At 56.0% G+C, this 17213-nt stretch carries 14 protein-coding genes and 2 pseudogenes; 5 read left to right on the forward strand and 11 right to left on the reverse strand.

The genetic code is table 11. The features are described from left to right. Positions 1-48 precede the first annotated feature (48 nt). Together P3T22_RS05390 and P3T22_RS05395 are read right to left on the reverse strand one after the other, a co-directional pair. Complete coding sequence (locus tag P3T22_RS05390) at positions 49-1404, reverse strand: DUF1329 domain-containing protein (protein ID WP_429324447.1); 1356 nt, start codon at positions 1402-1404, stop codon at positions 49-51. A gap of 16 nt (positions 1405-1420) precedes the next feature. Continuing rightward, positions 1421-3076 carry a DUF1302 domain-containing protein gene (locus P3T22_RS05395; protein WP_429324448.1) on the reverse strand — a complete coding sequence of 552 codons (1656 nt, stop codon included), beginning with the start codon at positions 3074-3076 and terminating at the stop codon, positions 1421-1423. 1346 nt (positions 3077-4422) lie between these two features. Between P3T22_RS05395 and P3T22_RS05400 the strand changes: the two genes are divergently transcribed. From P3T22_RS05400 to P3T22_RS05420, 5 genes and pseudogenes are all read left to right on the forward strand, one after another. After that, the gene (locus tag P3T22_RS05400) at positions 4423-5088 is read left to right on the forward strand and encodes a TetR/AcrR family transcriptional regulator (RefSeq protein WP_429324449.1); all 666 of its coding nucleotides are present in this window, start codon (positions 4423-4425) and stop codon (positions 5086-5088) included. 833 nt (positions 5089-5921) lie between these two features. Next, complete coding sequence (locus tag P3T22_RS05405; RefSeq protein WP_429324468.1) at positions 5922-6248, forward strand: Zn-ribbon domain-containing OB-fold protein; 327 nt, start codon at positions 5922-5924, stop codon at positions 6246-6248. Then, the gene (locus P3T22_RS05410) at positions 6245-7399 is read left to right on the forward strand and encodes a thiolase family protein (protein ID WP_429324450.1); all 1155 of its coding nucleotides are present in this window, start codon (positions 6245-6247) and stop codon (positions 7397-7399) included. Before P3T22_RS05405 ends, P3T22_RS05410 begins: the two co-directional genes overlap by 4 nt. Before the next feature lie 377 nt (positions 7400-7776). Beyond that, a complete protein-coding gene (locus tag P3T22_RS05415) occupies positions 7777-8079 on the forward strand; it encodes a DUF1330 domain-containing protein (RefSeq protein ID WP_429324451.1) in 303 nt (100 codons plus the stop codon). 196 nt (positions 8080-8275) lie between these two features. Continuing rightward, positions 8276-8530, forward strand: a pseudogene (locus tag P3T22_RS05420) (succinylglutamate desuccinylase/aspartoacylase domain-containing protein); the annotation flags it as partial. A 72-nt stretch (positions 8531-8602) separates the two neighbouring features. On the opposite strand, the gene P3T22_RS05425 reads toward P3T22_RS05420, so the two are convergent. The 9 genes and pseudogenes from P3T22_RS05425 to P3T22_RS05465 form a co-directional block, all read right to left on the reverse strand. Beyond that, positions 8603-8725 (reverse strand): hypothetical protein, encoded by a 123-nt coding sequence (locus P3T22_RS05425; RefSeq protein ID WP_429324452.1) that lies wholly within the window; start codon positions 8723-8725, stop codon positions 8603-8605. A gap of 443 nt (positions 8726-9168) precedes the next feature. Further along, complete coding sequence (locus P3T22_RS05430) at positions 9169-9735, reverse strand: helix-turn-helix domain-containing protein (protein ID WP_429324453.1); 567 nt, start codon at positions 9733-9735, stop codon at positions 9169-9171. A 161-nt stretch (positions 9736-9896) separates the two neighbouring features. Continuing rightward, positions 9897-10211, reverse strand: a pseudogene (locus P3T22_RS05435) (glutathione S-transferase N-terminal domain-containing protein); the annotation flags it as partial. A 61-nt stretch (positions 10212-10272) separates the two neighbouring features. After that, a complete protein-coding gene (locus tag P3T22_RS05440; RefSeq protein WP_429324454.1) occupies positions 10273-11418 on the reverse strand; it encodes an acyl-CoA dehydrogenase family protein in 1146 nt (381 codons plus the stop codon). A gap of 111 nt (positions 11419-11529) precedes the next feature. After that, positions 11530-12699 carry an acyl-CoA dehydrogenase family protein gene (locus P3T22_RS05445; RefSeq protein WP_429324455.1) on the reverse strand — a complete coding sequence of 390 codons (1170 nt, stop codon included), beginning with the start codon at positions 12697-12699 and terminating at the stop codon, positions 11530-11532. Positions 12700-13070: 371 nt separating this feature from the next. After that, positions 13071-13703, reverse strand: a complete 633-nt coding sequence (locus P3T22_RS05450; RefSeq protein ID WP_429324456.1) for an NADPH-dependent FMN reductase — start codon at positions 13701-13703, stop codon at positions 13071-13073. Positions 13704-13864: 161 nt separating this feature from the next. Next, positions 13865-15445 carry an AMP-binding protein gene (locus P3T22_RS05455; protein ID WP_429324457.1) on the reverse strand — a complete coding sequence of 527 codons (1581 nt, stop codon included), beginning with the start codon at positions 15443-15445 and terminating at the stop codon, positions 13865-13867. 125 nt (positions 15446-15570) lie between these two features. Then, complete coding sequence (locus tag P3T22_RS05460; protein ID WP_367619841.1) at positions 15571-15879, reverse strand: DUF1330 domain-containing protein; 309 nt, start codon at positions 15877-15879, stop codon at positions 15571-15573. A 70-nt stretch (positions 15880-15949) separates the two neighbouring features. Continuing rightward, entirely contained in the window at positions 15950-16741 is a 792-nt protein-coding gene (locus P3T22_RS05465; protein ID WP_429324469.1) for an enoyl-CoA hydratase, read from the reverse strand. Positions 16742-17213: the final 472 nt, after the last annotated feature.

Below are 17213 nucleotides of genomic sequence, written 5' to 3' on the forward strand. Positions count from 1 at the left end.
AGAGTCTGCTTCCGTACCACTTGCGGTTGCGTCTCACAGACACTTCAATCACCGCACGCCTGCACCGGCCAGCGCATCCGGAGTCAACCCCGACTTAAATGGCACGTCCGGCAAGACTCTATAAAATCCACTGGGGGTTTCAATGCCAGCCATCGAATAGTTGCCCTTTGAGAAATCGTAAATAAACTGATTAAGAAATGGCTGATCCGGAACGCCTCCGTACGGAACGAAGTGTGGTCCAAAGCCGGCGCGATAGATATTGCCAGAGTGGTCATATGCATCCGTGGCGACGATTGCCCACGAGTCCTCGTCCACATAGTATGTTCTCCGTAAAACAACATGACGCGCTGAGGGCTTCAAATCTGCCTGTACCACCCAGACCCGGTGAACCTCCCATCGCAGCGCATCGGGTGAAATGAAGTGTTTTCCGAGCATCTGGCTCAACGGCGTTTCAAAGTGAAACCGATAGGTGTTATAAGGAATTATCATCTCCCTCTTTCCAACAATTTTCCAATCAAACCGGTCCATCTTACCGTCCCATAGATTTACCTCATCACCAAGCTCAGCTCCACCAATAAAGGAAACGGGAGTGTCATAGGTAAGCTCCGGTGCGAGACGTACACGTCTAAGTCCAGGGGTATAGGCATAGATCGTCTCGTCATCGTTCTGATAATTCAACGGCAGCCACTCCAGGATCTTCTGACCCACCGACGACGGTGGGCCGACAAATGTCGTAGTCCATTTCCTATACCACTGGTCTGGTTTCGCGGCGGGATCGTAGTAAGCCGTGTAGGCCATCACCCTGTTACGTCCGACCTCCGTCGCGTTCCCGGAAGAGTCGACCAAAAAGGCGCTGTTCAAGCCGTCGTGAGAGAAGTGTGTGTAAGCAAGCGTGGAGTTCCAGATTACCTCCGCGCCACGCTTCGGGATTGGAAACGGAATGCCGCCCCAAGCGTTCTCGACCTTTAAGTTATCGGAGCTCAGACTCGCGGCGCGGGCCAGCTCCTTCGTCGTCTCGAGTACCCTTTGTGGGTAGACCATGGTCCGATGTGAGGGGAATACGTCGACACGAAAATCAGGGTAGCGCTTAAGGAGTTCCTTCGTTCCCTCAGTCAACTTATCGCTATACTCCGCCATGTTTTTCTGCGTTATCGAGACCACCGGCTTCTCACTTGAAAACGGGTCGGGGAAGCGCCCACTCCCCTCCTTATAGCTTGCCGGTGGCTTGATCGGCTCGCCTGTATATGCAGGGACCAGGCCGTCCGCACTCGCCTTAGGATCGGCACCGAACGCCGTCAACGTTGTTCCGAGCGCCTTAGCCTCGCTATCAGTGACTTCTGCGCACGCGTGTCCCACAACAAGAATCGCCACCGACATTGCGATCGCACTCTTAATCAAACCCATGATTTCACTCCTCATCTCAGAACGCCGCCTGAAGCGTTAGCAGCACATATCCTTTATCGTTGTACATATAGGGGCCGGCTCCGGTCGTTGTCGCCAGGGGAGCACCCGCGGCACTCGTCTGTTGATATCGGCTATGAAAGCCGCCGTAGTACAGCGCGACCGTGTACTTCTGTCGGATCACCGCCGATGCACCGACCTGCCACGACCAGCTTTGCTGAAAACTCGAACCGTTGGTCGGCCCGGTGCCGGCTAGTCCAGTCGAAACGGTTATCGGAATAGTCAGGTCTACACCGGGCAACACCTGAAGGTATTGTGGAGCGAAGTTGACTGTGAGTGCGACGGCGTTGCGGGTCGAGCAACCCGTGCTTGTCCCGCCGTTCTGGCACGCAACAGACCCAACTCCGTTATAGAGCTGCGGCTGGGCTGTAATCCGTTGCAGATGCGTATAAGCCAACTCGGCGGCTACTGAGCCGGTGCTCCATAGAGGAGTCCGCGGCAGGATATACGTGGCATTCAATAGGCCATTGATGACGTCGCCGATAGGACCTTGCTTCGTTGCCGGATCAATACCGACATTCGCGAGCGCTGTGTGAGCTCGATAGCTAACTTCACTGCCTACGCTAACGTCGCCGATCGACTTGCTCAGACTGATGCCATATAGCTTGACGTTATCGTTATACACAAGCCGGTAGCCAGATGAACTGACTAGCGGCGCCTCGTAAGGCGCCGTCTCCGCCAGACGACGAAAGTAGACGCCGATGGTACCGCCCGAAAGCCAGTCCGGCCGCCAACGCGCGTTTACACCAAAGTTACCCTGATAATGAGGCGTCAGAGCAGTCAACCGGGGCAGGAACGGTTGCTGCGGCGATCCCGTGAAGAGCCGGTCAGGCCCATTAAAAAGGAAGTCGGCGATTCCGAAATAGGTCCCACCTTCGGGATAGCGGTTTGGTATCCAGTCCAGGAAATACTGACCAGCCAGCGACAATGAGGGGGTTACCTGGGCAGACATAGACAGTTGGCTGACCGGCAGGAACAATTGATTCAATTTGGCGCTTGGACTCGTTATTGCTTTGTTGATGTCAATCGGTCCTTGCGCATACGCAATGCTGTTGGCGGTATTGAACAGTGCTTCGCCCCAATAGACAGATGTCTGCCCCAGTCTTACGCTGATTGGTACGGAACCAGCGTCGAATGTTCCGAATACAAAGGCGTCGAGCAGTTGGCCGCCGGGTCCACGGTAATACTTGTCGATATAGCTGGAATATTTGTTGTTTGTGTACGTCGATGGAATTCCAACTGACGCAGGCCCAGCAGCGGGTCCAACCGATGTGTTGTGGTAGGCTGCATCGTACCAACCCTCTGCACTGACCCTGAAGCCATACCGATTCTTGTAGATCAGTTCGAACTCGGAGAGCACGTCGGCGCGATTTTCAAACAGGTCGCCCTTGCCAAATTTGTTATCAGATATCCCAGAATTCGGATTGTTCAGAATTGCAGGATTCTGGCCCTGTACGCGCACTCCACCGTTATAGGACACTGTATTGTCCCAGTGTATTTCCAAATCTGGATCGGAAGTCTCAATTTGAAATGCGTGAGATTGCGTTGCAACCGCAAGTGGCAATGCGATAAGAGTAACCGACTTGACAGAGCGTATTACCGATGACCGCTTCATGGCGCACTCTCGCACTTGTCCAGTTGCTTGATATCCCGAAGGTGCGAAACGCTGCCGGAGTGATCCAGCGGCACGAAGCCTTCCCTGCCAAGGCCCAGACTGCCCCGGGTGGAGCAAGCGTCCCAGATCCTGGTCTCACGGGTCTCAAGCGGACGACAGGTCTTCGATGGGTCAAGCAGATTCGACGTCGCACTTGCGACGTTCCAAGTGAAATTCATCCTGCCGCGCACATACGGACGATCGACTACATCCGGTTCACGGGGAGCCGTTGGGGGGGTGACCATGCTGAGCATCTCCTGTCTGTCTTTCTCTTTTTAAAAGCCGCCGGTCTTTCCACTATCACTGATGAGGTTGCCACCGGCACTTCCAGCCAAACGGAGGTGGTGCGGCACGGTTGGCGGGATTGTTCGCCATACCATGTCATAAGTAGCCCTAACATCTTGAAAATCACCGAATGGCTCTTCAAACATAACTAAGGAAAACTTCTTAAGTAAAGTCTGCGATAACCAATGGTAGCTTGTGGCGCGCAGGCAAAAATTGCGAACTTATAGGTGCATCAGCGGCCCAACAACGGCCCGCGAACGGACGGCACCTTGCTCCTTGTCAACGACGGAATAGCAGTCTCTCTGACACTGTCGCCTGACAAGGCGGCACACTCTCGGTGCCGGTCCATCAACTGACATGCCAGGGTTCGAACAGCCCCACCAATGCATGGCAGCACAGCTATGCAACACGACCGTATCGTCCCATCATGTGCCGCTCCCGCCCGGGAGGAAACACGCACCACCGACCATCGTCATGCCGGAAAAAGAACAGTTCAAAAGGTCCCGTCGCCCGGGATGACTCGATGCGTATGCAACGATTATGACTAGTGCCCGGATAGCTGTATCGCGTCAGTCTGATCGTCCGCCCGGGTGCGGGTGTCAACCATTTGTCGATCAACCACCGCAAACGCCCCTCCGTATCCATCTCCTGCTCCTCAAACGCTTCCCGAGTTCTCCGCACCCGACCCGGGCGGCGTGCCTTCTGGCCCGTCATCGCCAGGGAATCCGCTCGACGGCAGGCAGTTCGCTTCTCTCGGTCTATGGACCTATAATAGTAGTCAAAAGACTGAGATGCAAGCCGCGTCGCATCGGGAAAACACCAATTAATTCGCGAATTTATGGCAAAAAATAATTATCAGACATAAAACTTTGACATGTTTTACAGGTTTCATGACCTATAGTATACTGAAGTATGTGGCCGATGCTCGCCCGCTTGTGGCATCTTTGCCTGCCTCCATGCAGGCTCAGCGAGGTTCGATTGGTGCTTCGGGTTCTTTGGCCATCCCGCGACGAGGAAGAGAAATGAAACAACTAACCATTACGGCGGAAGATATGTCCGCCACCAATCCGGCAGGCGAGACCAGGCGACGGGGAAACCGAACCACTCGCGTGCCTGAAATCCTCGAGATTTCAATAAACGCCTTCGCCACCGACGGGTATGCGGCGTTCAACCAGCGGCGTGTCGCGAGTGAGGCCGGTCTTCGGTTGAGCACGCTCCAGCACTACTTCCGCACAAGGGAAGACCTGCTGCGGGCTACCGTCGAGGCAATGGGCGACCGCTACCTCGATTTGTATCGCAAACTGTCCAGGGATAGTTCGCTTACGCCTTTGGCACGTCTGGACAAGATTGCCGACGAGACATTTAGCGCGCTGGCGCGGCCGAATAGCCACTACAGCGCCTTTGCGATTGAACTCTGGAGTTTGGCTGAACACGAGGACTTCGCTCGTGATCTGCTCGAGGAAATCACCGGACAAAACCTGGAGATATTTGCAGGCCTGGTCTCGAAGATCAATCCTGAATTGTCTTCAGAGGACTGCGCCCTGCGAGGCGCATTGCTCACATCAAACTTGCAGGGCTTGCTCATCTTTGTACGTCGGGCAGGCAAGAACACTCCGGATCTCGACGGACTTCGCGCTATGACGAAGGTAGTCTGGAGAGCACTGAGCACCGCACCAGGCTCCTCCTGAACCACCATAAGACTCCATCGCCAGATAACCTGCCGGGCATCTCCTCTCTCAACCATATAACAAATTCTGCCTCCCCCGAAGCGAGAGGTGATGACACCACTTTCAGAAGGCGTGCCCCACGCGAGAACCGGCCATGTCGAATGCTACTTCTGTATCGAATATATATCTCTCACCCCCGTTGGGCTGTCGTGGGACTTCATGAATGGCCATCCCTACGCCACTGTTCCTCGAGGCTGAAACCCCGTGCGACGAAATGATTCAATTCGACACAGGAAGCCCAACCCCAGATCTGATGTTCCGAGGTGTTCTGCGACTCCCGCGACCTGCTCATCCGTCGCGGAGCAGGATGCTGCGTGGTATCAATCACTCCCGCCGGGAAATTGCGCCCTATAAACCTCGTGCGTTAGTGATCGGGGTTGTGCCAGGCGCGTCTCGGTTGCCGTCTCCGTAATAAAATTGAATAACATTCAAAAACTAAGGAATACCAATTATTGCCTCGATGAAGAAAGTACTCTACATTGTGATTCTATGACGTCTTCGAGCTGAGATCCCGTTGTGCACCCGTAGAACATTCAGCGACAGGGCGACTCTTACTCAAGCGACCGCCGGGAACACAGGTTTGACTGGCCACCGGATACGGTGCGCTTTCGGTAAGCGGTTAAGAATTGATTTCTCCCGCTTCGCACCCATCCACAGGATTGCAAACTATGTTCCCCGAAATATTCTCTGAAGCTTGCATTGCAAGGGTGGTGCCCGCAGTCCCTTTTCTTGTCATCGCACCGGATGGCCGCGCACATCTCGTCGGCTCGCGATGCACGGATTGTGGGGCCATCATGCCAGGTAGACGCATCGCGTGCGCCGCCTGTGGTGCGCGTGGGCGCCTGGAATCCATCCAGTTGGCTGAAAGCGGTCGCCTCTGTAGCTATACGGTTGTCCACCGCAGCTTTCCGGGAGTGATGACCCCATTTGTTGCAGCAGTCGTCAATTTGGATGGCGGCGGAACACTAAAAGGTACGCTAACGGACGTTACACCTGACCCTCGTACCCTGCCTTACGACATGCCAGTGGAAATTGTCTATCGCGATTCCGGCCAGAAGGCGGCGGACGGCTCTCCCTTCCTCTCCTACTACTTCGTCCCATCCCGCCGAGGTCACAGATGACTGACGTTTATATTGTCGGGATCGACATGATCCCATTTGGCCGCTATCCGACTCGCACGGTACCCGAACTCGGCGCGGAAGCCGCCTGGCTTGCACTTGACGATGCTGGGCTCGGGATCCGCGACATGCAAGCACTATATTGCGGCAACCTGATGGAGGCCCATTTGATGGTCGGGCAGCGCATTCTGCGTGAGATGGGCCTTACCGGCGCTCCTGTCACAAACGTGGCCAATGCTTGTGCCACCGGCGCCACCGCCTTCCGAGAGGGGCTGATCGCCGTGAAGTCCGGTCTATACGACATCGTGCTTGCTGTGGGCGTAGAGCAAATGGGCCGCGGACTGCTGGGCGGAAGTGGCCGTTCCGACGGCTTTGTCGAGGAAGGCGTACTCGGATCGAACACCATGCCAGCGATGTTCGCTCAGATTGGAGTAGAACATGCACGCAAGTACGGTACTACCTTTGAGCAGTTCGCCAAGGTAGCGGTCAAGAACCATCACCATTCCACCATGAATCCTAAAGCGATGAGTCAGCGTGAGACAACGCTGCGGGAAGTAATGGAGGCCGAGATGATCTCCTGGCCCAACACCAAGTTGATGTGTTCCATCAACGTGGACGGAGCAGCGGCCGCCGTGATAGCTTCGGAGCGAGCCGCACGGCGGTTAGGCTTGTTGCCGAGAGCGGTGAGGGTGCGCGCTTCGGAGATGACTTCTGGACCGTATACGGCGAAAGAGTTTGCGATTCCCGACTTCAGCGAGGTCACCCGTAACTGCGCACGTCTCGCGTACGAACACGCTGGAATAGGTCCTGATGCACTGGACCTTGTGGAGCTTCACGACTGTTTTGCAACGGCCGAATTGGTGCACTACGAAAACTTGGGTCTGTGCAACGAGGGGGAAGCGGGCCGAATGATCGATGCGGGGGAAACCGCTCTCGGGGGACGAATTCCGGTTAATGTGTCAGGTGGTCTTCTGTCAAAGGGCCATCCGCTCGGCGCAACGGGCATCGCCAATCTCTATGAGGTGGCGACTCATTTACGAGGTACAGCAGGTGCGCGGCAGGTCGTCGGCGCCCGGATGGGCCTTACCCATGTTGTCGGTGGCTCTTTTGGGCGTGGCTCAGCATGTGTAATCCACGTTCTCGAAAGGGTTTGAACCCGGAAAATAGAAGCTCGCCGCCATCCGTCCCAAGACATGTCACCGGTTTAGCCGGTCGTTTTCTCGGAAGCCGGCTTCGCGAGCCTAGCTCGTATGTCGCGACGAACTCAGAAGTGTCGACCTGGTCATTTTCCTGGAGACACACCCCATTGCCATACTCGTCTCTACGGATCCAATAACCGCCTCGTTCTCGTTCCATCAGCAAACACTGGACCTTGCGATTAAGGAACAGGTCACCACAGCGCATTGCTCCTTAGGCAAACCCATGGGAGACGGAAACGAGAGCGAGAGATCTGAGACCGAGCGCTGTTAGACACCCAATCAGGTAATTTGCTCAAGTGCACTATTCATTGTCTATATAGAGCGGAGGACCCGTGACCGCCTTTGTTGTAGTTGTCAGAAGGGCGACCCTGGACGCAGCAGAGATCGCCGCCTACCTTTCCAAAGCAAAAGCCGCTTCCATCGGCCATCCCTTGATCATTCGAGCATTTCAGGGACGACACAAGGTACTCGAAGGCCCAGAGATCGAGTCGATAGTAATACTCGAATTTCCATCCTTCGAGGACGCGGTGCATTGGTACGACACCCCTGCCTATCGCGAAGCGCTGTCTCACCGTCTGCGCGGTGGAGACTATAGCGCCGTTATCGTTGATGGAGACATTCCGGAGCAACATTAGGCTGGGAAAAATGGCCCCGATTGTTCGCTGCTCACCGCGGTCGATTCCCTTGCCCAGCTAACGTTTCTCGTAATCGCGACACAGCGTCCTTGGTGGTAGGGGTTTCTGGCAGTTGCATTGAAGCTGCACAAACCTGACCAACGCGTTTAAAAAGGAGTTCTGAACCCGATATATTTGAGTGATATCGGATGCACTGCTGCCGCGCGTGTTCACCGTGATCGACCAGATCACGAAGCTAAGCGACGCTTTCGAACTGCTCGTCGCAGAGGATGTGCCGAACTTCATACCGTTCGGCAAGAACACGCTGCTCGTGCGCGACGGCGACTATCGCTATGCGGTGCGGCACGTCGAAGAGCGCATCGTGTTTCCGAATCCCGCGGTGAAGCCGGGCTTGTGCGCCGGCATGCTCGTGGTGGAGACAACGCAGGAGACCCTTGCCACGCTCACTTGAGTGAACACATGCCGCATGGTTGCGCATTGCCGGCCATGCGGCACATCGGGCAGCATAGGCATCGATGGAGCTTCAGGCGGCGTCGGCCTTCAGCAACCCTTCCGCCAGCAGCGTTTCACGCACCTTAGGTCGTGCTGCGAGACGGGCCGGATATGCTTCCAGATGTGGATAAGGCGATAGATCGATCGCGACCATCCGGCTCCAGTTGACGATCGCAAACGCGTACGCATCGGCAATCGTGAATCTGCTCGTCAGATACTCTGCGGCCGCCGAGCGCGCGGTCCAGTTCCACGAATCGCGTCGCGAGCTTCGCGCGCCATGCGACTTTCGTCGACTCGGCCGTCTGCGCCTGCGAGAGCCACGGGCTGAACGTCTTGTGCAGATTGAGCATGAGCACGATATTCGATGGGCCCATGATCATCGAAAATGATGGACGATCGACCAAGCCAGTCCCACTGACAGCGATGCCGCGTCGGCATCAGGAATTGGGCAACACGATTGCCGGCGGCACTGGCGCTTGAATTCAGCGACACGATGCCTAAACGGAGCGGCCTTTAACGGTCAGTCTGAAGGGCTGGCAAGGGATTACGGGGTTCCTCCGGCAGTCAAGCGACATTTTCTGCGGGTGCTTGCTTCCATCAACAAGCGTGATCGCCGTAAGGCCCGTAAAGCGGGGCAAGGAACCGCAGGCACTGGGCCAGCCTCGTCGGTGCGTCTGGTCCAGCAAAGCGTTCCAGCAGGCCGCCCGGTAAGGCGGCGGCGTCCGGTGGCGGCATCAGGTTGGCCCGTGCCATAGACCAAAACGGGGTTGCGGCAAACACGGTGCGCCACCAGTGTCGCCATCGCTGCAGGGTGCGGCGATGCACACCGAGCACGCGGCCCAGTTCTTCGACTCGCCGGTTCGTCACGCCTTCGTCCATCGCAGACACCAGGACCACGACGGTGCCGGTGTACACGTGGCGCCCCAGGAATCGGACTGACGCGGGCGTAGTACGGCGCCGACATGCCTCGCAGCAAAAGCTGTGGCGTCGGCTTTGCGGGTCAGCTGATTCCGATAGTCCACGAGGCTTGCGTGGATAGGTCGCGCTGTGCAAGGTGCCGCCACAGTGCGCACAGCCTTTCGATTTCGCCCGCGCGGCGAGGTCGCCGTCGATGCTTGCCAGAAATGCCTCGAATCGGCTGTTGCCAATGATTTCGCTGATCATCTGAGAGCCCATGGGAATGAGATGATCGAAGAATCGAGCACCGGATTCGTTGCTGTCAACAAACCAATTTGAGCACGTGAATGAGGTTCGTCACTACGAATACATCACGCTGGATGATCAAAACGGCCGGAATTCCCATCGAATATCGTGCTCATGCTCAGCAGATCGGTGCTGACGAACGTGAGCAACTCAAGCACCGCGAGACGCCCCGCCGAGCCGGCAGGCGGAATGAGCGCGCGGTGCGGACCGAGATCGCCGATGTACTGCAGCAGCGGTGCGGCTTCGGTATGCCGCGAGCCGTCGTCGAACTCGACGAGCGGCACGTAGCCGCGTGGTGAGATCGCGTAGTAGTCCTCACCGTTCGCAAGCTTGTGCGTCTGCAGATTCACGTTGATGCCTTCGAAGTCGATACCCGCTTCGCGCAATGCGATATCGATCGACAGCGAGCATGCGCCGGGGGAGAAGTAGAGTTTCATCGACGCACCTCCCACGTGTGAGATTGAGGTTCCGGGCCATGCCGCGATAGCACTCGGCCATTCAAGCTTCGCTTGTGTCTAACAGATCTGCGTACCGGCGAATATGCCGATCAATTGTACCGAGGCAAAGATTAAGGGTTTCGATACGACGGAAGTGATGGCTAACGTCCAGTTCGTCAGTAATACCTATAGCACCGTGTATCTGCACGGCCGACTGTGCCACCATGCGCCCGAACCGTCCGACAAGTGCCTTCGCTGCCGACACAGCCTTTTTTCGTTGGACCGGATTAGCAGCAAGGTGCGTCACTGCGTGGTGGGTAATCGACGACGATTGATTACACCCTAATAGCATATCGACCATCCGATGTTGCAACACCTGGAATTTTCCAATCGGTGTCCCGAATTGCTTCCGCGTCCGTGCATATTCGACCGTTTTACGGAGCAGACTTCCCATGGATCCCACAGCGTCCGCGCATACCATTGCAGCAGCTTCATCGCGAATGCGTTCGACGGCCTCTCCACTGTCGTAATACTCACCAATCCACGAGCTCAAGGGCACAAATGCCTTGTGGAAATCGACAGTCGAACTACTTCCACCATCAATTGTTCGGTAGTGGCGCATCTCGACGCCGGGTGTATCCACCGGCAGAATAAATGTTCCAGTTGCGCGGTCAGTACCTTCGATCTTTGCAACCACCATCACATAGTCGCTCCAGATGCCACCCACAACGCCAGTCTTATGGCCAGTAATCTTAAATCCACCCGTACTCGGCGAAGCTGATGTCTTCACGTGATTGATGTCAATCACATCGTTCGCCTCGTCGCAAGCAAACGCGATGATGCTGGTGCCCTCGATCACGCTGGGCAGGTACTGGTCGCGCTGCATCGTAGTACCAAGACGAGCAAGCAGCGTAGCTGAGCATATGATGGTTGACAGGTACGGCGAAATCACCAAGTTCTTCCCAAACTCGGACATGATCAACATTGCAGTCATTTGATCCGCCCCTGATCCACCGCAACTCTCTGGTAACGTCGCTCCGAGCACACCAAGCTGTCCCAACTCCTTCCAGAAGGGCCTATGAAAGCCGTCGTGGTCAAGTATTGCTGCCTGTCGGACGCCAAATCCGTATTTTTCGACAGAGACCCGCTCAACCATATCGCGCAACATACGTTGCTCATCGTTTAGCGCGAAATCCATCCCATCCATATACCCTCCTTCCTCGCAACCCCTATGCCGCCGACGCATCAAGGAAGGCGCGCCATTGGCTCCACATAGGGGTGTAACGTAGACCTAAGTGCATGCTATCCCGCCGCGGGCTCACAGTTGCAGCGCCGTTTTTGCGAGAATGTTCCGCTGTATCTCGCTGGATCCCCCGTAAATTGTTGCTGCGCGCATATTGAGGTACCGCGCCATCGCTACTTGGGCATCTCGGGAAGACATATCCGACTTTGCAGGGTCGTGGGCATGCAGCGACGCCGCACCGGCTGCTGTCACGCATAGCTCACTTGCACGTTGCAATGTCTCTGTGCCGGCTAACTTGAGCAAGGATGTAGTGACCCCTGCCCGCTGTGAGTCGTTCTCGACAAGCATTCGCAACTCCGCTGCCTCAAGCGCATCGCAATCGATGCTCAGTTCTGCATAACGCCAACGAAAATCCGCGTCTCTCCAACAATCTTCGCGCTCCTCGGCAATCCGGCGAGCCTGGAGCAGCAATCGGCGGACGCGTGGTCCGTAGACTCCGCTGCGCTCGAACTCAAGTAAGCGCTTCGCGACGGTCCAACCCGCACCTTCATCGCCGATTCGGTTCTCAGCCGGGGTTCGAACACTGTCGAAGAACACCTGATTCACCTCGTGCTCACCGGACATACTGATGATCGGATGGACCACCACTCCCGGCGAGCGCATATCAACCAACATAAAACTAATTCCTTCCTGTGGGCGCTCGTGCGTAGAGGTTCGCACAAGCAGAAAGATCCAGTCCGCACAATGGGCATGCGTGGTCCAAATCTTTGTGCCCTCAACGATATACTCGCCTCCTTCACGGTGTGCTCGGCATTTTAGTGCGGCAAGATCGGATCCGGCGCTCGGTTCAGAATAACCCTGACACCAATAATCTTCACCAGATCTAATCTGCGGAAGGAAGCGTGTCTGCTGCTCCTCAGTGCCGAAGTGAATCAGGATGGGGCCGAGCATAAGCAGGGCCGCCGACGACAGCGTGGGAGCGTTGGCCAGCGCGCACTCCTGCTCGAAGATGTACCTTTGTGAAGGCCCCCAGCCCCGTCCTCCGTATTTCGTCGGCCACGTCGGTACAATCCAGCCACGCTCGTAAAGTCTGCGGTGCCAGATGCGACCGATCTCTGGCGGCGCAAAAACGCCGATTTGCTCACACCCTGCCCGTCGCAGTTCCGGTGTCAATGCTTCATCCAGGAACGCTCGAACCTGGGCGCGGAACCCGACTGGATCAATGCTTTCAAGAGAATCGGACATGGTTATTGCATCCATTGGCACCAGACAAAATCGTCAGAGATAGTTCAGATGGGAGTACCCATCTTTGATGGTTGAAGGCAACCTGATGCTAGGAGGACAATTCATCGGGCATGGGCTGTGCCAGCTTCGGACACACCCGTGCCCACATCGGCCCACGAAACATCTGCACCGGGCTACCACCGGTTCAATGCGCCTTCTCCACCGGATCCAACAAGGCAAGTCCCTCGACGCCCAAGGCACGCAGCACGTGCAGACATGTACTCAGGAGCGCGTCCGCAAACTCGCATCTCAATAACAGATCTCGAAATCGAACATACGGCAGACTCGATGCGCCGCATGGCTGCGCGGTCAGTCTTCTTCCCCGTCTCTCATCACCCCAGGCGCCTTTGCATTAGCTTCGCCTGACCGTTCAAAACGCTTTCCCCACCGTTTCCGACAGCCGCGCGCATCCGAGCGAAGTCAACGACCTGGTTCGCGAGCAGCTCCAACTGCCTTTCGACCCCAGCATCGAGGCATCTTCCTTCCGTGTCGAATGCTCTTGTGCTGCTATTGATTGCGACCCCCATGGGAGTTGGCCATCCGCGAAGTGCATGAACAATCGATCTCAAGGCGGCCAGTGTGCTACCAGTTGCCTGCCAGCCGAATGCGCAGGCTATGCACCCTACGGCGCGGCCATCAAGGTAGACGGCCTCATCATTGCGCATATCTTCAACGTAATCCAAAGCGTTCTTGATGAGACCCGAAACCGATCCATGGTAGCCCGGTGAGGCGACAAAAACGCCGTGACACCGACGGAGCAACGCAATCATTTCCGAGGCAGTGTCGCAGCGCTCCGAACGATCCGTCGAATACATCGGAAACTCAAGCTCTGGGCCAGCCACTAATGCGGTCTTTGCGCCAGCGCGCTCTGCCGCGCTCAGTGCAAAGCGCAGAGCCAATTCTGTCGAAGAGCCAGCCCTTGATGTACCACCTACTCCGACGATGAACGGAACAAACTCTTTCATGTTCAGCCCTTTTTCCTATGAACAGCCCACCGGAAATCGCCCGGATTGAGGCACGCGCGTTGAGATGGGTCCGAATGTGTACGTGCCCCCGGCCCCGCCCTGAAGCGTCAAGATTACCTACGATGCGCGGATGAACATTCGGTAAAACCAATAAGCCAACCTCACTGGGTCACCGTCCGGTCGCTACATAACTTATAGTTGGCACGCAACGATTTTTTATCGATTTTTCCAACCGCAGTTAGCGGCAGCTCATCAACAAATTCGATCACCTTAGGAACTTGTGCCGGACCCTTCTTCTCGCGGACCAGCGCCTGTAGAGATTCCGTGCAGTGTTTTTCGTCAGTGCGCAATACCACGAACGCCGTTACAACTTCACCCCAGTACGGATCAGGAAGGCCGACGACAGCGCAGCTTGCTACAGATGGATGGCCGGAAAGAACATCCTCAACTTCGCGTGGATAGACATTGAATCCTCCGGACACAATCATGTCCTTCTTCCGATCGACGATACGGAGAAATCCGCCTTTGTCGCGAACAGCAACGTCACCAGTGTGCAGCCAGCCGCCTGCAAGCGCATCGGCGGTCTGCTCCGGGCGATTATGGTACCTCGCCATGACTAGTGGCCCCCGAACACAGATCTCCCCTGCAACTCCGTCCGGTACACGACGCATCTGCTCGTCAAGCAACTCGACGTGCACCCACGGAACTGGACGACCGCACGATGCCAGCCTCTCAGGGTCGTCAGAAACGTGATCGGCTCGACGCATCACACACACAGTCATTGGGGCCTCGACCTGCCCATACCACTGGAAGAACACAGGGCCTAGACGCGCAAGGCCCTGCCGGAGCCGAGTAGGAGACATAGCGGCCGCACCATAGAAGACTGTCTCCAGACTCGACAGGTCAAATTCAGTGGCCCGAGGATGATCAAGCAACGCGTAAATCATGGTTGGCACGAGCAGTACACAAGTGATCCGGTGTTTCTCAATAGCTTGAAGCACTTTCAACGGATCAAAGCCACGCATTATCACCATCGCCCCGCCACGAAGTAGCGTCGGCAGGAACATTGCTGATCCTGCGTGGCTCAGGTGTGCACACATGAGTTGCTTGACTTCGGCCGGCCACTCCCACTCGGCCATGAGGATGCTCAACATGGCAGCGCCCACTCGATGGGTACCAGCGACAGCCTTGGGCTTGCCTGTTGTGCCACCGGAATACGACAAGCGGTAAACATCTTCCGGACTGGTGTCCGGCGCCACCAAGGCCTCCGGTTCCATTTTGCCCACCAACTCGCAAAGATTCCGCCCCGTCGTGGCCGGTCCAATAGAGAGAGCCAACAACCCATCCGTTGCCCCAGCCAACGCGGTCCCACGCTCGTTGTAACTCTCGGGGTCGAAGATGAGGGCCTCCATTCCTGAATCGCATATTGCATACTGATGGTCCTCCAGCGAGGCCAGCGGATGCATCGGCACCAACACATATTCGCCCAGAAGGCATGCCCCCGTAACTGCCAGTACCTCCGGCCTATTTGCAGAAAGCACACCAATTCGAGCACCGCGCGCGAGGCCAAGCACTCTTAAAGATTGCAGATATTGGCTAACAAGATCTCGATAGTCGCCCGCAGTCATAATCTGATCGTCTCCGTAGTGGAGAAATGGCCGGTCGAGATTGTAGCTAAGCGCATGAACCAGCAATTGGGGCTGGAAAATCCCCTGATACTGCGCCTCAACAACAGTTGTCATTCCTTCCTCCAGCCTGCCTGATTGAATGTCTTTGACAGGGCGTCTATCAGTTCCGCTCAGTGCACAGACTGACCGCGAGTTCTATATGGTGGAGAAGACGCCCACAAGGGCTCGCACCAAGGAGTCTATGACTTCACGACTTCGGATCCGCAACCTTCAGCAATGACCGCAATGTAGTCAGCGCCCCGCAGTCGGTGAGGCAGTGCCCGACGGTATGCCGGAGCGTCGTACCAACGTTCGGCATCTTCGAAGGTCGGGAATTCCAGGATCGAGACCGCCTCTATTTCAGGACCTTCAAGTACCCGTTGTCGCCCGTGCAGGGCGCGAATAATCATTGGGTGATCCTTGCTCGCTGCTCGCGCCATCGGCCGATACGTGTCAAGTTCACGGGGATCCTTGGTCACTTGTCTAAGGAGCACAACGTACGCTGTCATTATTCACTCCATCCTGACGTCTAGAAAACTGCATTCCACACGCCGTGCAGCAAGTCAGAGGGCCATCGCTCTACCCGAGGGATCTAGTCCGTGCGATCGTTTTATCGAGCCCTCCGGAGCGAATATCCTTGTACTCCTGCGTCGTATGACATAGCTCATGCGTGTCAAAGTGCGCCTGAATGGCATTTCTGAAACCTTGCATGTCCGCTGTCCTGTTGAGTGATCTTTTTAACATCTTGATCGCAAACGGAGGCGCTTTTGCGACTTCATTTGCCAACATTAGAGCGCCTTCCTCCAGCGAATCGGCCGGGAAGACTCGGTTTACCATTCCAAGTCGCAGCGCTTCGTCCGCAAGCATCTTGCGGCCGGTGTACAGGAAGTCCTTCGCCGCCCGCAGCCCCAACACCCATGGGTGGATTAGTACTTCGGTCGCGGCAGCGGCCAAGGTGACACATGTCGGATCAACGAAAAAGGCATCATCGGCGGCGACGACCAGATCGCACATATTCGCAATCATGAAGCCGCCCGCAATGCACGCGCCTTGTACCTGTGCGATGGTAGGTTTCGGGAAATCCCAGAGCCGCAGACAGTAGCCGAGGTAGCGTTGCTCTTCGTACGCATAACGGCGCTCGACCTGATCCGGACGGCCCATCGCTTCCTTCACATCGTGACCTGCCGAGAAGTGCTCCCCCTTTCCTCCAACAATCACGACATGGATGTTGTCATCATCCGCACAACGTGATAACGCGTCGTCAAGTTCATCAAGTAACAGCGTTCCTTCAGCGTTACGTCGGTCTGGGCGATTGTGCGAGATTCGTGCAACCTGACCAATGATCTCAAATGCGATATCGCGGTATAGAATGTCCTTCATCTGTCGACTCCCTATTCTGCGTCTTGAAACAATGCGAAACCTCCGCTTCCAATACGTGGCACTTGCAGAGGGCGTGCGTCCGACTAGACGATCGTTTGATACGTTCTATTCGCATACCAAGTTTTTTCACTTCATTTACCAGCACGTGCGTGCGTTCCTCAAGTAATCTGCGCGCATCTCATTGACTGCTCACAACCACAACGTTCCGTTGTTCTGCCTCCGGTGTAGTCCTTTGCTCTTCGCGGGCACGTCCCATATACAGACCAGTACTCTCGTTGCGGCTAGATTCTGACGAGAAACGGATCATTCTGGGGAAACCTGCTCAATCCCGAGATTGTGATTAGCAATCAGGAAGCATCCGATTAATGTCAGTCCGGCAGCAAAGCCTTGCCGTTATCGATGAATACCTTGCGCAGGATCTCCGGGCTGTGGCCCTGCAAATTGCGCACGAAGCTGCCCATCG

The organism is Paraburkholderia sp. GAS348 (assembly GCF_050434205.1).
In the GTDB taxonomy this organism is placed as follows: domain Bacteria; phylum Pseudomonadota; class Gammaproteobacteria; order Burkholderiales; family Burkholderiaceae; genus Paraburkholderia.

Coding starts and splice junctions, on each gene's coding strand:
- P3T22_RS05390 (WP_429324447.1), bottom strand. CDS start 1,404: ATGGGTTTGATTAAGAGTGCGATCGCAATGTCGGTGGCGATTCTTGTT.
- P3T22_RS05395 (WP_429324448.1), bottom strand. CDS start 3,076: ATGAAGCGGTCATCGGTAATACGCTCTGTCAAGTCGGTTACTCTTATC.
- P3T22_RS05400 (WP_429324449.1), top strand. CDS start 4,423: ATGAAACAACTAACCATTACGGCGGAAGATATGTCCGCCACCAATCCG.
- P3T22_RS05405 (WP_429324468.1), top strand. CDS start 5,922: ATGCCAGGTAGACGCATCGCGTGCGCCGCCTGTGGTGCGCGTGGGCGC.
- P3T22_RS05410 (WP_429324450.1), top strand. CDS start 6,245: ATGACTGACGTTTATATTGTCGGGATCGACATGATCCCATTTGGCCGC.
- P3T22_RS05425 (WP_429324452.1), bottom strand. CDS start 8,725: ATGGTCGCGATCGATCTATCGCCTTATCCACATCTGGAAGCATATCCG.
- P3T22_RS05430 (WP_429324453.1), bottom strand. CDS start 9,735: ATGATCAGCGAAATCATTGGCAACAGCCGATTCGAGGCATTTCTGGCA.
- P3T22_RS05440 (WP_429324454.1), bottom strand. CDS start 11,418: ATGGATGGGATGGATTTCGCGCTAAACGATGAGCAACGTATGTTGCGC.
- P3T22_RS05445 (WP_429324455.1), bottom strand. CDS start 12,699: ATGTCCGATTCTCTTGAAAGCATTGATCCAGTCGGGTTCCGCGCCCAG.
- P3T22_RS05450 (WP_429324456.1), bottom strand. CDS start 13,703: ATGAAAGAGTTTGTTCCGTTCATCGTCGGAGTAGGTGGTACATCAAGG.
- P3T22_RS05455 (WP_429324457.1), bottom strand. CDS start 15,445: ATGACAACTGTTGTTGAGGCGCAGTATCAGGGGATTTTCCAGCCCCAA.
- P3T22_RS05460 (WP_367619841.1), bottom strand. CDS start 15,879: ATGACAGCGTACGTTGTGCTCCTTAGACAAGTGACCAAGGATCCCCGT.